We start from the raw sequence: 13,279 nt of genomic DNA, 5'->3' as shown, positions 1-13,279 counted from the left end.
CGGGCGTACGGGCCCACCGATTCGAGTGCAGGGTGGCTGCCCGTCGGGACGAACGGGGGCTACCGGGCCGGTTCGACGTGGTCGGCGAGGGCGGTGAGCAGGTCGGCGATGCCGTCCGGGCCGGCGACGACCAGGTCGGCGCGTTCGGCGAGGGCGTGCACCTCGGCCGAACCGCTGCACACGGTGACGCCGGCGGTGCCCTGGTCGCGCAGTCCCTCGACGGCTTCGAACGCGGCGAGGTCGCCGAGGTCGTCGCCGGCGAACAGGACCGAGCCGGCCTGCTTCTCGGCCAGGAAGCCGGTCAGCGCACGGCCCTTGTCCATCCCGCGCGGGCGCAGTTCGAGCACGTAGCGGCCGGGCTCGACGGCCAGGTCGTGCCGCGCCGCGAGGTCGTCGAGCGGGTCGCGCAGCAGCGCGAAGGCGGCGTCCGGGTCCGGTGCGCGGCGGGTGTGCACGGCGAGCGCGCTGCCCTTGTCCTCGATCCAGGTGGTGTTCCACAGGTCGAGCTTTTGGAGCAGGCCGGGCAGGGCGAGGCGCACCTCGTGCACCCCGCGCGGCGGCTCGGGCGCGCTGATCCGGTCGGTCGCCGCGTCCCAGCGCTCCAGGCCGTAGTGGCCGAGCACGACGAGGTGTTCGAGCCCGGGCACGCCGCGAAAGCGGCCGTACTCGACGGCGACCGCCGCCGGGCGGCCGGTCACGATCACCACCGCCGCCAGGTGCGGGGTCAGTCGGGACAGTGCGGCCACCGCGCGCAGGTCCGCGCGCGCCTGGTCCGGGCGGTCGACGATGGGGGCGAGGGTGCCGTCGAAGTCGAGCGCGACGACGGCTCGGGCCGGCTCACCAAGCAACGCGGCGAGGCCCGTTCTGCCGGCCGGCGTGGTGGGTGCGGGCAGGGTGGACCGGTTCGTGGACATGCCGTCCAACCTACCCAGTGGTCAGCGAACCGAGCAGACGATCCGCCAGCGGGACCACCTGGTCGTCGACCACGATCACGGTGAGCCGGTGCCGCGGAATGCCGGCGAAGGTCGGCTTGATCCGGCCGATCCCGGGCAGCGCGGCGGCCAGCGCACGGGCCTGCTTCTCCTGCCCGACGGGGTGGTAGACGGTGGTGGCCGGAACCGAGCCGCGGAACACGTCGGTTCCGGTGACCTCCCAGCCCGCCGCCTCCAGCCGCCGGGCCATGCGCTCGGCGAGCGCGGGCACCTTGCTCTGATCGAGCAGCACCACCTTGCCGTGCGCTCCCCGAGGCACCGCGGGCGCCCGGGCGGGCGGCACCGGGCGGGCGGAGTCGGCCGGTGCCGCGGCCGGCGCCGGCCCGGACGGGTGCCGGGCCCGGTCCGCGGCCACCCGGGAAGCGGGCTCGTCCCGGCCGATGGCGAGCACGCCGGCCACGACGCAGATCGCCAGCAGCGCGGCCACCGGGATCAGGCCGCGCCGCGGGCGGGCCCGCGCGGGTGCCGCGTCGGCGCGCAGGCCGGCGATCAGGTCACGCTCGGGCGCCGCCGAGTCCGGCTCCGGGTCGGCCTCGTCGGCCCACGCATCCTCGTTGGTCCAGATCAGGCCGTACCGACCGAAGCCGGGGAACACGTCGTACTCGTCCCTGCGGCGCGAGAACACCGGGGCCGCCGCTCAGTGCCCGGAACGGCGCACGGTGGACCGGGCCTGCTGCCGGGCCTCGCGCAGCCGCCGCAGCCGCTGGACCAGCATCGGATCGTGCTCCAGGGCCTCCGGTCGGTCGAGCAGGGTGTTCAGCACCTGGAAGTAACGGGTCGCGGAGAAGCCGAAACGATCGCGCACGGCGCGTTCCTTCGCGCCGGCGTGCTTCCACCACTGGCGCTCGAATTCGAGGATGTCCCGATCCCGGTCGGAGAGCCCGCTCGCGGGCACCGCTTCCGGCGAGGTCGGCGCGCCGCCCTGCCCGGGAATCACGGGCGGCTCGGGCCGCGCGTCGTGTTGCTCGCCCATCGGTCACCCCTTCGGTACCTCGCCGGGCCCGTCGACCCGCTTTCGGCATTGTGCCCGCCCGTGCCGACGGACCACCGCACCGGCACGATGATTCGCCGGAAAAGCCCATGAATCACCCGAGGGAGGGGGTCGCCGAAGAGACCTATATGCTCCGCCGCATGTCTACTTTTGCCGTCCATATCCCCGCCGCCGAGCTCGAAGCCGACCCGCTCGACCCGGCGCAGATCGTCTCCGGCACGCCCGAGGTCTCGGGCAAGGTCCTGTGGGAGTCCGAGGACGGCAAGCAGATCCGCGGCATCTGGCAGATCACCCCGGGCGTGGTGACCGACACCGAGGCCAACGAGCTGTTCGTGGTCGTCTCCGGCCGGGCCACGATCGAGATCCGCGGCGGCGCGACGATCGAGGTCGGCCCGGGTGACGCGTGCGTGCTCCAGGAGGGCGACGAGACGGTGTGGACGGTGCACGAGACGCTGCGCAAGGCGTACCACATCACCCTGCCGTAGCACCGCGCCCGGCGACGAGGCAGGCTCGCCCGGCGCCGCACCGGCCGCCGGATCCGGACGCGGCGAAGCCCACAGGCCCCGAGACCTGTGGGCTTCGTGCTTCCCGGAGTCGGTCGGACCTACTTGACCGATCCGGCGGTCAGGCCCGACACGACGTGCTTCTCGATGTAGGCGAACAGGATCACCACGGGCACGATCGCCACCACGGATCCCGCGAACAGGTACTGCCATTCGACCCGGTAGGCGCCGAGGAAGCTGTTGATGCCGACCGTGAGCGGTTGCTTGTCCGGTGTGGTCACCAGCACCAGCGCGACGGTGAACTCGTTCCACGCGGCGATGAAGGTGAAGATCACCGCCGTGACGATGCCGGGCATCGCCAGCGGCAGGGTGACCCGACGCAGTGCCCCGAGACGGGAGGCACCGTCGATCATCGCGGCCTCCTCCAGCTCGACCGGGATCGCGCTGAAGTAGGCGGTCAGGATCCACACCGAGAAGGCCAGGTTGAACGCGCCGTTGACGAGCACGAGCGCCCAGTACGAGTCGAGCAGGTCCAGGATGTAGAACTCCCGGTACAGCCCGACCAGCAGCGACGTCGGCTGGAACATCTGGGTGACCAGCACGAGCAGCAGGAACACGCCCCGGCCGCGGAAGCGTTTGCGGGCGGTGTAGTAGGCCGCGGGCAGCGAGACCACCAGCACGAGCAGCGTGGACATGCCGGCGACCAGCAGCGAGACCTTGAGGTTGTCGCCGAGCGTGGACTTGTCCCACACGTCGACGAAGTTGGCCCACTCGAACTTCGACGGCACATAGCCGTCGCTGGTCAGTTCGTCCTTGGGGCGCAGGGCGGTGATCGCCATCTCGATGTACGGCAGGACGAAGACGATCGCGATCACCCAGGCGAGGGCGCCGAACCACAGCTGCTTCTGGCTGTACTTCGAGCCCCCGAGCACGGACTTCCCGCGTCCGGGACGATTCCCGCCGCCCGGGGCGCCCGCGGGCTGCTTCGCGGCGCCGGTGCCCGGCTTGCGGCCGGCGGCGGTGCTCGTGCTCATCGGTCGGTCTCCTTGTTACGGCTGACAACGAGGAAGAACGCGACCAGGATGATGATCATCGCGAAGTTGGCCACCGACATCGCGGCGCTCTCCCCGATGTCGGACGCCTTGAGCTGGTACATGAACACCGTGGTCGTCGCGGTCTCGTAGCCCGGGCCGCCGTTGGTCATCGCCCAGATGATCGGGAACGAGTTGAAGACGTTGATCAGGTTGATCACCACCGCGACCAGGATCGCGGGCTTGAGCAGCGGCAGCGTGATCGACAGGTAGGTGCGCCATGTGGACGCGCCGTCGATCTTGGCCGCCTCGTACACCTCGCCGGGAACCGTCTGGAGTCCGGCGAGCAGCGTGTACGTGGTGAACGGGAGCGAGACGAAGACCGCGACCGCCATCATCCACGGCATCGCCGTGGAGGGCCTGCCGAGCCAGTCCTTGCCCGCGTCCATCAGGTGCAGGTCGACCATGAGCGTGTTGATCGCACCGTGGGTCTCGTGCAGCATCCACTTGAAGACGACGGCGGTCATGAAGACCGAGGCCGCCCACGGCACGATCATCGCCCAGCGGGCGAACCGCCGGCCGGGGAAGTGCTGGTTGAACAGTTGCGCCAGGAACAGCGACAACACGAGCGTGATGGCGACGACCACCAGCACCCACACCACGGTGTTCCACAGCACGGCCACGAAGTCCGGCTCGTCGAACAGCTTTTTGTAGTTGTCGGTGCCGTTGGATCCCACCACGATGCCGGTGCGGCGGATGCGCTGGAACGAACTCCAGACCATCACGACCACGGGCCACAGGACCACGACACCGATGAGGAGGACGGCCGGGCCGATCCACGGCAGCGGGGCCAGCGCCTTCTTGACTCTGGTGACGACGGTAGGCGCTCTGCGTACGGCGGTTTCGGCCACGGGGCCGTCCTCCTCCTTCGGTGCTCGGACGTATCTGTGGTGCGTCAGCTCTTCTGCTGCGCGACCGCCGCTTCGGCTTCCTTCTGGAGCTGGTCCAGCACGTCCTTGGGCGACTTGCCGGAGACCGCGCTGCCGAGTTGCTCCTTGATCTTGGGCGAGAGCACGTCCCACGCGACGTCGTTCAGCGGGTAGAACTTCGCCTTGGGCAGCAGGTCGATGTACGGCTTGAGACCGGCGTTGGCCGGGTTGGCCGTCATCTTGGCCATCACCGACTTGGTCACCGGCGGGAAGCTGTACTGCTCCTGGAACTTGATCTGCTGGTCGGTGCTGAACGCGTGGTCCAGGAACGCCCTGATCTGGTCCTTCTTGCCGTTCTTCTTGAACGCCATCATCCAGTCGCAGACCCCCAGGGTCTCGTTCAGCGGACCCGCCTTGCCCGGGATCGGCGCGGTCGCGTACTTGAGGTTCGGGTAGTCCTTCTTCAGCGTGGCGATCATGGTGGGGTTGCTGTTCACCATGCCCACGCTGCCGCCGTAGAAGTCCGTGTAGACGTCCTTGCGGTTCTTCGTGCCGGGGTTCGACTCGGTCAGACCGGCCTTGACCAGGTTGTCGTTGACCCAGTTCAGCGCCTCGACGTTCTGCGGGCTGTTGACCGTGTACTTGCCGTTGGTCTGGTACCCGCCGCCGTTGCCCAGCGCCCAGTTCATGAACTCGCCCTGGGCCTCCTCCTTGCCCAGCGGCAGGCCGAAGGGCGTGGGCACGCCCGCGGCCTTGAGCTTGGTCGCGGCGGCCTTGAGTTCGTCCCAGGTCTTTGGCGGGTCGGTGATCCCGGCCTTGGCGAACAGATCGGTGTTGTAGATCAATTGCCGGGTGCTGGAGGTGAAGGGAATGCCGTACTGCTTCCCCTTGACCGTCGCGGCGGGCGTGAAGGAATCCACGAAATCGGCCTTGGTGGCGGGCGACATGACCTCGTCGACCGGGTACAGCAGGTCGTCGACGACCTTGTCGGCATAACCGCCGGTCTGCAGAAGATCGGGCATGTCGTTGTTCTGGATCATGGTCGCGACCTGCTTGTCGATGTCGTCCCAGTTGACGACCTGCAGGTTGACCTTGATGCCGGGGTTCTTCTCGTTGAAGCTCGAGATCACCCCGTTCCAGTACTTCTGCATGCTGCCGTCGCCACTGCCGTAGTCGGCCACGACCAGCTTGATCGTGCCGTCCTTGGGCGCACCCGCCGCGCCCGAGGCGCCCGGGACCGCCTTGTCGTCGTCCTTCTTGTCGTCCGAGCCACCACACGCCGACAGAAGCAGTGCGGCCGACAGTCCTGTCGCCGCCAATGCCATCTGGTGCCGCTTCATCGCAGTACCGCCTTCATGCCTTCGGGAAAACAGGACCGTTGGTGAGGGTTTGGTCGCACTAAACCCATGCACGTGCTTGCGCAAAACTGTTCGCAACGCGGATTTGAAGAAAACTCTTGAGCAGCATCGAGCATTTTGCGGACTCGCCGTGTCGGCAGTCAACACCTCGCCGGAACAAAGGTCTACACCAATCTCGAGATTCGGAGGAGGGGTCGAGGAAGTTTGCAGAGCAATTCGTTACCCATGTGGGCGCGCATGCAGAAGAACCGGCACAGAGGGTGCCGGTTCGATCCCGCGAATGGTCCATCGGGTTGGTCGATCAACGGGCGCGGGACCGACCCGGACGCGCGAACGCGCCCGCCGGGAGGGCGGGCGCGCGGGGGTCCGGGCGGGTCGGGCGGAACGACCGGGTTCAGACCCGGATGACCCGTACGCCCGCGTCGACGAAGGCCGCCGCGGCCTCCTCCGTCGCCGAGGTGTCGGTGACCAGGACGCCGATCCGGTCCAACGGGCAGATCCGGGCGAACGCGCGGCGGCCGAGCTTGGAGGAGTCCGCGGCCACCACCACCCGGCCCGCGCCGGCGGCCATCAACTGGTTGATGCTCGCCTCGCCCTCGTGGTGGGCGCTCGCGCCGTGCTCGACGTCGATCGCGTCGACGCCCAGGATCGCCACGTCCAGGGCCACCTCGCGCAGGATGCCGGTGGCCAACGGACCGATCAGTTCGTAGGACTGGGTGCGGGCCACGCCGCCGGTGACGACGATCTTCACGTGCCGGCGCACGGCGAGCTCGCCCGCGATGTTGAGCGCGTTGGTGACGATCGTGAACGCCTGGGCGTTCGAGTCGCCCTCGGTGTGCAGGTCGGCCCGGGCGACCAGGGCACGGGCCACCTCGGTCATCGTGGTGCCGCCGTTGAGCCCGATCGTCTCGCCCGGCTTGACCAGTGCCGCGGCGGCCTGTGCGATGCGCTGCTTCTCGGACGCGTGCCGGGCGGTCTTGTAGCGCAGCGGCAGGTCGTAGGAGACCGCGTGCGCGACCGCGCCGCCCCGGGTGCGGGTCAACATCTGCTGCTGGGCCAACTGATCCAGGTCGCGGCGGATCGTCGCGGGCGAGACGTCCAGCTCCGAGGCCACGTCCTCGACCTCCAGGCGACCGTGCTTGGCCAGCAGCTCCAGGAGCGCACCCCACCGCTCGTAACGGCTCACCCGTGACCTCCCGCCCTGTCCGACAGCCCTGGCCGACTTGCGTCGGATCGTGTGGGACATCCTGGCGGGCGTCCCACACGTGTCGAGCATCGGGGTTTCCGTGAACCTCCGCTCACTCAACGATGCTGTTGCATGTTCATGTTTTCAACTGCTATCCAGTGAGCACAAACGCGCATTCTCGGATCCACCCGCCCTCGGGCTCACAATCCGCCCCGCCTACCAGACTTGAGACGCCGATGCCGCACGTGAACACCCCGCCGTCCGATCTGTCCGGCGCGGACTGCGTCGTTGCCCTCGATGTCGGCGGCACCGACATCAAGGGCGGTGTGGTCGACGCGGGCGGCAACCTCGTCTACAGCGAGCGCCGGCCCACCGGCCGGACCGCGGGCCCCAACGCGGTGGTGTCGGGCATCGTCGACTTCGCCGCCGCGCTGCGCGAGCGGGCGGTCGAGCTGGGTGGCGTGCCGCGGGCGGCGGGCGTCGTGGTGCCGGGGATCGTGGACGATCCGGCGGGGGTCGCGGTGTGGTCGGCCAGCATCCAGTGGCGCGAGGTGCCGCTGCGCTCGCTGATCGCGGATCGGCTCGGCCTACCGGCGGCTTTGAGCCACGACGTACGCACCGGTGCGCTGGCCGAGGGCCGGCTCGGCGCGGGACGCGACTGCGACAACTTCCTGTTCGTGGCGATCGGCACCGGGCTCGCCTCGGTGCTCGTGCTGAACGGCCGCCCCTACCCGGGCGCACACGGACAGGCGGGCGAGATCGGCCACATCACGGTGCGGCCGGGCAGCGGCAGATGTACGTGCGGGGCGGTCGGCTGCCTGGAGGCGCACTTCTCCGGACCCGCCATCGCGCACGCGTTCGCGGAGGCCGCACCGGGCGACGACCCGCCGTTGAGCGCGGCCCAGGTGGTCGCCCGGGTGGCGGCCGGCGACACGGTCGCGGCGGCCGTGTGGGGCCAGGGTCTGTCCGCGTTCGCGGACGGCCTGCTCACCGGTCTCGCGCTGTACGACCCGAAGTTGCTGGTGATCGGCGGTGGGCTCTCGCTCGCCGGGGAACAACTGTTCAACCCCTTGCGGACGTTGCTCGCCGAGCGCGCCGTGGTTCAACACGTGCCGCCGCTGGTGACCGCGGCGCTCGGGGACGAGGCCGGCTGCCGAGGCGCCGGCCTGATCGCGTGGGACACCTTGGAGGTGCGCGGGTGACGGTGCTCGGCAATGCGCGAGTGGTGCTGCCCTCCGGGGTGGTCGAGGGCGCCTCGGTGGGCGTGGTCGGTGATCGGATCGCCTTCGCCGGCCCGGGTCTGCCGGCGGGTCCCGAACCGGTGGTCGATGTCGCCGGCGGCTGGATCGTGCCCGGTTTCGTGGACATGCACGTACATGGCGGCGGCGGCGGTTCGTACACCTCCGGCGATCCCGACGAGGCGCTGCGGGTGGCCGAATTCCATCGCTCGCACGGCACCACGACCACGGTCGCGAGTCTGGTCACCGCCTCCCCGGCGGACCTGCTCGCCATCGTGTCCGCGCTCTCCCCGCTCGTGCACGACGGCCGGCTGGCCGGACTGCACCTGGAGGGCCCGTACCTGAGCGCGGCCCGCTGTGGCGCGCACGATCCGACCCAGTTGCGCGCACCCGACCGGGACGAGGTCGGCACGCTGTTGAAGGCGGCCGGCGGCGCGATCCGGATGGTCACGCTGGCCCCCGAACTGCCCGGCGGCGTCGAGTTGGTGCGCCGACTGGCCGACGAGGGGGTGATCGCCGCGGTGGGGCACACCGACGGCACCCACCGCGAGACGCGCGCGGCGCTGGCCGCGGGCGCGAGCGTGGCCACCCACCTGTTCAACGCGATGCGCAGCGTGCACCACCGCGAGCCGGGACCGGTCACCGCACTGCTCCAGGACAGCGACGCGGTGGTCGAGTTGATCAACGACGGCGTGCACCTGCACTCCAGCGTGGTCAACCTGGCGTACGCGAGCGCGGGTCCGGACCGGGTCGCGTTCATCACCGATGCGATGGGCGCGGCGGGCATGCCGGACGGCGTGTATCCGCTGGGCGTGATGACCGTGGACGTGGTCGACGGCGTGGCCCGGCTGGCCGACGGCGACTCGATCGCGGGCAGCACGCTGACGCTGGACCGGGCGCTGCGCAACGGCGTCGCGGGCGGCCTGCCGATCGCCGACGTGGTCCGCTCGTTGTCCGCGACACCCGCGCGGGCGTTGGGCATCGCCGATCGGGTCGGCACCCTGGAACCGGGCAAGCAGGCCGACCTGGTGGTGCTCGACGACGCACTGCGGGTGCGCGCGGTGATGGCGGCGGGTCGCTGGGTGGACGACCGCAGGCCGTAGCGGGTGTGCTCGCCCCCGTCGGGACGCGGGCCGGTGTACTCGCCCTCGTCGTGACCCGGGCTGGTGTACTCGCCCCCGTCTTGATGCGAGGCCGGAGTCGCAGACACCGGCCCGAGACCCCTCGCGGACACGGGCGCGCACGCAGGCACGGAGACGGCCCGGGGGCGAAGGGGCGACATCCCCCGCCCCGGCCCCGAGCCCGTTCCCGTTTGCGCCTCGACGTCAGGTCGGTGGGTAGCGCTTGGCCCAGGAGGTCTCGCCGGCCTCGGGGCCGTGCAGCGTGGTGCCCTGCGTCATCTCCATCGCGAAGTCGTCGGCCAACTCCAGGATGGCGCCGCGGCCCTCCAGCTCGGCGACCAGGTCGGCGGGCAGCACGGTGTCGCCGTGCATCGCGCCCAGCAGGTTGCCGCAGATCGACCCGGTCGAGTCGCTGTCGCCGCCGTGATTGACCGCGAGCAGCAGCCCGGTGCGCATGTCCGGCGCCACCAGCGCGCAGTACAGCCCGATCGACAGCGCCTCCTCGGCCGTCCAGCCCTGGCCCAGGGCCTCCACCCGCTCGGCCGACGGCACGCCGGCGCGCACCGCGGCCAGCGCCGCCTCGATGGCGGTCGCCGTCTCGGTGTGCTCGGGGCGGGCCTTGACCAGATCCAGCGCCACCCGCACGCCCTCCTCCAGCGGCGCGCCCTGCATGACCGCGTGCACGATCACCGCGAACGCGCCCGCCGAGAGATAGCCGGTGGGGTGACCGTGCGTCAACACCGCGCATTCCACCGCGAGTTGGAAGACCAGCTCGGGGCGCCAGCCGACCAGCAGGCCGAACGGCGCCGAGCGCATCACCGCCCCGCAGCCCTTGGAATCGGGGTTCTTGGGCCGCTCCAGCGTGCCCATCACACTCTCGTCCTCCAGGCCGCGCAGACACGCGGATCCGGGCGCACGCGAGCTGTACAGCCACTCCTCGCGGACCAGCCAGCCCTCGTCCTTGCGCTCGTCCGGCCCCCACTCGCTCTGCGTCGCCTTCCAGCGCAGATACGCGCCGTGCAGATCGGTCGGCGGATGCCAGGCGCCGGTGTCGCGCCGTACGTGCGCGCGGATCAGGCCCTCCACCGTGAACAACGTCATCTGCGTGTCGTCGGTGATCGCGCCGTGCCGGTGATACGCCGTCACGTACCCGACGACGCCGTCGGGTCCGTGCTGTTCGCGGATCTCCGCGAGACTGAGGAACTCGATGCCCGCGCCGAGCGCGTCACCGATCGCGCCGCCGACGAGGCACCCTCGTACCCGTGCCCGAAAGTCCTGCAGCCGGTCTCTGGACCAGAGTGCGGCCATGTGTGTACTCCCCTCCCCCGACACCCCCACCGCAGCGTACCGGCGGCGGGTCACCGAGGGGTCGTACACGCGTCCGACATCGCCGGGTCGGGACAGCTGCCGAGCAGGCGCAGCGCGGCCTCCGACCCGGAGCGGCGACGTGCAGCGCGAGCCGCTGATCCGGTCTGCGGTAAGCCCGGTGACCTCCTGTCGGAGCGTCAGCGGACCGACCAGCGGATGATGGTAGTCACGCACCCCGCTGTGGCAGTCGGCCACCGGGTGGCCCGCCCAGCAGGAGGCGAACTCCGGAAGAGGTCTGATCCGGCCGTCCCGGCAGGAGTGATCCGCTCCTGCCAAAACGATCGCAGGGCGGGATAGGCTGCCGTCCCGAGGTGCAGGGACCTCGACGAACGCGGCGACCGCTTCCCGGTCCGGTTGGTCTCGGCGGCCCGGCTTGCCTCGCGCTCGAGCCAGCCGCTCCGGGAATCGACACACGCTCCCGGGCTCATCGACGGGACCGCTTGGTGGACGTAATGTCGGATCATTCGGCGCGCGACGCGGCGCATCCGCCGGTGCCTGCAGGTGGATCCGTCCCCACGATGGCCGGCCGGTCCGGTCGCCGGGCACGGTCGATCATCGCCGAACTGTGCTGCGCGGCGGTGGTGGCGATCGCGACCAGTCTCCCGATCCAGTTCCTGGTCACCCATGCCGGGCTGCCCAGGCCGCGGATCATGGTCGCGCCGGACAAGTCGGAGACCCTCGCCAAGTCGCTGATCCCGCTGGAGTTCGCCAGCCTCGGCGCCGCCGTGCTGCTGGGTCTGATCGCGTTCCTGGTGCTGCGCGGCGGGAACCGGCGTTTCCTGCGCACCGTGCTGACCTGGGTCCTGCTCACCGCGCTGCCCACGCTCGTGCTCGCGCTGCCGCTGTACGCAACGAAGTGGTACTACGGCGGGCTCGTGGGCGACAACTCGTTCCGCAGCCAGTACCTGACCCGGATGACCGACTCCCCTCGGCTGTCCGACATGAACTACGAGAACACGCCGCCGATGTACCCCACCGGCTGGTTCTGGCTCGGCGGTCGCTTCGCGAACCTCTTCGGTCTGGCCGGCTGGGAAGCGTACAAACCCTTCACCATCCTGACCGCGGGCGTCACGGTTGCGCTCGCGTTCACGCTGTGGAGCGCGATCGTGTCACGCCCGATGGCCGCGGCGCTGAGCACCGCGACCACGCTGGTAGGACTCTCCGGGATGTCGCCGGCGGTCAACGAGGGCTACGCCTGGGCCGTCACGGGACTAGCCCCGCCGATCGTGGTCGCCATCGCACACGTGCTGGCCCGAGGCCGCCGGGACCTCGGTCGCCGGCCGAAGAACCTCGGCGTGCTGCTCGGGATCGGGGTCTTTCTCGGGATCTCCGCGCTGTTCTACACCCTGATCACCGGCTTCCTCACGCTGGTGATCGTCGGGTCGGCCGTCGTGGGGCTGCTCATCGCCCGGAACCGCGCGACCCGGGTCCCGAACCCGCGCGGCGCGCCCCCGTCCGGCTACACCCTCGGCACGGTGCTCGGCCGGTTGCTCCTGATCGCGGGGGCGGCGGCGGTGCTCATCCTCCCGGTGTGGCTGCCATACCTGCTCAAGTCGTTCGAACTGGGGATGCCCAAGAACGCGGCACAGCACTTCCTCTTCCCCGAGGGCGCGACCTTCGCCATGCCGATGCTGGAGTTCACCCCGCTCGGCGCGCTGTGCCTGCTCGGCCTGGTCTGGCTGCTGTGGGCGGTCGGGTCGGGGGACATCATCGCGCGCGGGCTGGCGATCGGCGTCGTCGGTTGCTACGTGTGGTCGATCCTCTCGTTCGCGGCGGGCGTCGCCGACACCACGCTGCTGACCTTCCGGGTGACCCCGATCCTCGAACTGTGCCTCGCGAGCGGAGGTGTGTTCGGGCTCGCGGCCGGCCTGCGCGCGATCCGCGCCCGGACGACCGAACCGAGGATCGCGCGTACCGTGCTCGCCGTCGTCACCGTGCTCGCCGTGGCGTCGGGCGTGGTGGTGGCCCAGCAGTTCGCCCGCGCCGATGGGGGCTCGTTGGACCGGGCCCTCAGCGAGCCCTACCCGGACGGCAACGAGCCCCGGATCCGGGACGAACCGCCCACCGGTGCCACGCTCGCAGCCCTGGAACTGGACCGGATGCTGTACCGCGCCATCTCCGCGGGCACCAAGAACAAGGCACCGAACAAGACGATCCTGCTCACCGACAACTACCGGCTGCTCGCGCTCAAGCCCTACTGGGGCTTCCTGGCCTACGTCCCGCAGTACTCGAACCCGATAGGCGAGATGACCGCGCGCCAGCAGGAGGTCGCCCGCTGGGCTGCCGCCGACTCGGCGCAGGATCTGGTCAAGCGGATGAAGGCCAGTCCGTGGCGGGCCCCGGACGCGATGCTGCTGCATCCCGAGGCCGACGGATACCACGCGCGGACGATAGTCGACGCGTTCCCGATGTCGCCGGAGCATCAACAGCGCGACGTGGTCTTCCGCAAGGAGCTCCTGGACCCTGCGGTGTTCACCCTTAAGAGCGTCGGTCCGTTCGTCGTCGTGACGCTGCGCTGACCGCTCGCCCGCACACGACCGCGCCCGCCGAGCCCTCCCGAGG

General features: G+C 70.4%; 12 protein-coding genes and 1 pseudogene. 4 read left to right on the top strand and 9 right to left on the bottom strand.

What is annotated here, in order from left to right; translation table 11 throughout:
- Positions 1-59: 59 nt before the first annotated feature.
- Genes otsB through ACZOOI_RS16850 form a run of 3 tightly spaced genes read right to left on the bottom strand, consistent with a single transcriptional unit; the run spans position 60 to position 1,965 of the window.
- Complete coding sequence (gene otsB, locus ACZOOI_RS16860; RefSeq protein ID WP_465276645.1) at positions 60-914, bottom strand: trehalose-phosphatase; 855 nt, start codon at positions 912-914, stop codon at positions 60-62.
- Between the two features lie 10 nt (positions 915-924).
- Positions 925-1,617: a LytR C-terminal domain-containing protein gene (locus ACZOOI_RS16855; protein ID WP_465276644.1), complete on the bottom strand. Its 693-nt coding sequence runs from the start codon at positions 1,615-1,617 to the stop codon at positions 925-927.
- Between the two features lie 12 nt (positions 1,618-1,629).
- Positions 1,630-1,965 (bottom strand): DUF3263 domain-containing protein, encoded by a 336-nt coding sequence (locus tag ACZOOI_RS16850; RefSeq protein ID WP_465276643.1) that lies wholly within the window; start codon positions 1,963-1,965, stop codon positions 1,630-1,632.
- A gap of 158 nt (positions 1,966-2,123) precedes the next feature.
- On the opposite strand from ACZOOI_RS16850, the gene ACZOOI_RS16845 reads away from it, so the two are divergent.
- Entirely contained in the window at positions 2,124-2,468 is a 345-nt protein-coding gene (locus ACZOOI_RS16845; protein ID WP_391586575.1) for a cupin domain-containing protein, read from the top strand.
- Positions 2,469-2,587: 119 nt separating this feature from the next.
- Here ACZOOI_RS16845 and ACZOOI_RS16840 read toward each other — a convergent pair whose 3' ends face one another.
- The 4 genes from ACZOOI_RS16840 to ACZOOI_RS16825 all read right to left on the bottom strand — a co-directional run bounded on the left by ACZOOI_RS16840 (position 2,588) and on the right by ACZOOI_RS16825 (position 6,990).
- Entirely contained in the window at positions 2,588-3,520 is a 933-nt protein-coding gene (locus ACZOOI_RS16840; RefSeq protein WP_465276642.1) for a carbohydrate ABC transporter permease, read from the bottom strand.
- Entirely contained in the window at positions 3,517-4,428 is a 912-nt protein-coding gene (locus ACZOOI_RS16835) for a carbohydrate ABC transporter permease (RefSeq protein WP_020557696.1), read from the bottom strand. Before ACZOOI_RS16835 ends, ACZOOI_RS16840 begins: the two co-directional genes overlap by 4 nt.
- Positions 4,429-4,472: 44 nt before the next feature.
- On the bottom strand, positions 4,473-5,786 hold the full coding sequence (locus tag ACZOOI_RS16830) for an extracellular solute-binding protein (RefSeq protein WP_465276641.1): 1,314 nt from the start codon (positions 5,784-5,786) through the stop codon (positions 4,473-4,475).
- A gap of 412 nt (positions 5,787-6,198) precedes the next feature.
- Positions 6,199-6,990, bottom strand: a complete 792-nt coding sequence (locus ACZOOI_RS16825) for a DeoR/GlpR family DNA-binding transcription regulator (RefSeq protein WP_391586559.1) — start codon at positions 6,988-6,990, stop codon at positions 6,199-6,201.
- A 245-nt stretch (positions 6,991-7,235) separates the two neighbouring features.
- Here ACZOOI_RS16825 and ACZOOI_RS16820 point away from each other — a divergent pair, with 245 nt between their 5' ends.
- Positions 7,236-8,192 (top strand): ROK family protein, encoded by a 957-nt coding sequence (locus tag ACZOOI_RS16820; RefSeq protein ID WP_465276640.1) that lies wholly within the window; start codon positions 7,236-7,238, stop codon positions 8,190-8,192.
- Complete coding sequence (nagA, locus tag ACZOOI_RS16815; RefSeq protein WP_465276639.1) at positions 8,189-9,331, top strand: N-acetylglucosamine-6-phosphate deacetylase; 1,143 nt, start codon at positions 8,189-8,191, stop codon at positions 9,329-9,331. The genes ACZOOI_RS16820 and nagA overlap by 4 nt, the downstream gene beginning before the upstream one ends.
- 222 nt (positions 9,332-9,553) lie before the next feature.
- Here nagA and ACZOOI_RS16810 read toward each other — a convergent pair whose 3' ends face one another.
- The gene (locus ACZOOI_RS16810) at positions 9,554-10,657 is read right to left on the bottom strand and encodes an ADP-ribosylglycohydrolase family protein (RefSeq protein WP_465281217.1); all 1,104 of its coding nucleotides are present in this window, start codon (positions 10,655-10,657) and stop codon (positions 9,554-9,556) included.
- A gap of 174 nt (positions 10,658-10,831) precedes the next feature.
- Positions 10,832-11,131, bottom strand: a pseudogene (locus tag ACZOOI_RS16805) (MmyB family transcriptional regulator); the annotation flags it as partial.
- A gap of 104 nt (positions 11,132-11,235) precedes the next feature.
- On the opposite strand from ACZOOI_RS16805, the gene ACZOOI_RS16800 reads away from it, so the two are divergent.
- Positions 11,236-13,236: an arabinofuranosyltransferase gene (locus ACZOOI_RS16800; RefSeq protein WP_465276638.1), complete on the top strand. Its 2,001-nt coding sequence runs from the start codon at positions 11,236-11,238 to the stop codon at positions 13,234-13,236.
- Positions 13,237-13,279 lie beyond the last annotated feature (43 nt).

Source organism: Embleya sp. L77 (assembly GCF_055557415.1).
The sequence above is the reverse complement of the archived record's forward strand: the minus strand, read 5'-3'. Positions and strand labels throughout refer to the sequence as shown.

Bases quoted from the DNA above. Each gene is read 5' to 3' on its own strand.
- ACZOOI_RS16845 (WP_391586575.1), top strand. From the start codon at position 2,124: ATGTCTACTTTTGCCGTCCATATCCCCGCCGCCGAGCTCGAAGCCGAC.
- ACZOOI_RS16810 (WP_465281217.1), bottom strand. From the start codon at position 10,657: ATGGCCGCACTCTGGTCCAGAGACCGGCTGCAGGACTTTCGGGCACGG.
- ACZOOI_RS16830 (WP_465276641.1), bottom strand. From the start codon at position 5,786: ATGAAGCGGCACCAGATGGCATTGGCGGCGACAGGACTGTCGGCCGCA.
- ACZOOI_RS16800 (WP_465276638.1), top strand. From the start codon at position 11,236: ATGGCCGGCCGGTCCGGTCGCCGGGCACGGTCGATCATCGCCGAACTG.
- ACZOOI_RS16850 (WP_465276643.1), bottom strand. From the start codon at position 1,965: ATGGGCGAGCAACACGACGCGCGGCCCGAGCCGCCCGTGATTCCCGGG.
- otsB (WP_465276645.1), bottom strand. From the start codon at position 914: ATGTCCACGAACCGGTCCACCCTGCCCGCACCCACCACGCCGGCCGGC.
- ACZOOI_RS16840 (WP_465276642.1), bottom strand. From the start codon at position 3,520: ATGAGCACGAGCACCGCCGCCGGCCGCAAGCCGGGCACCGGCGCCGCG.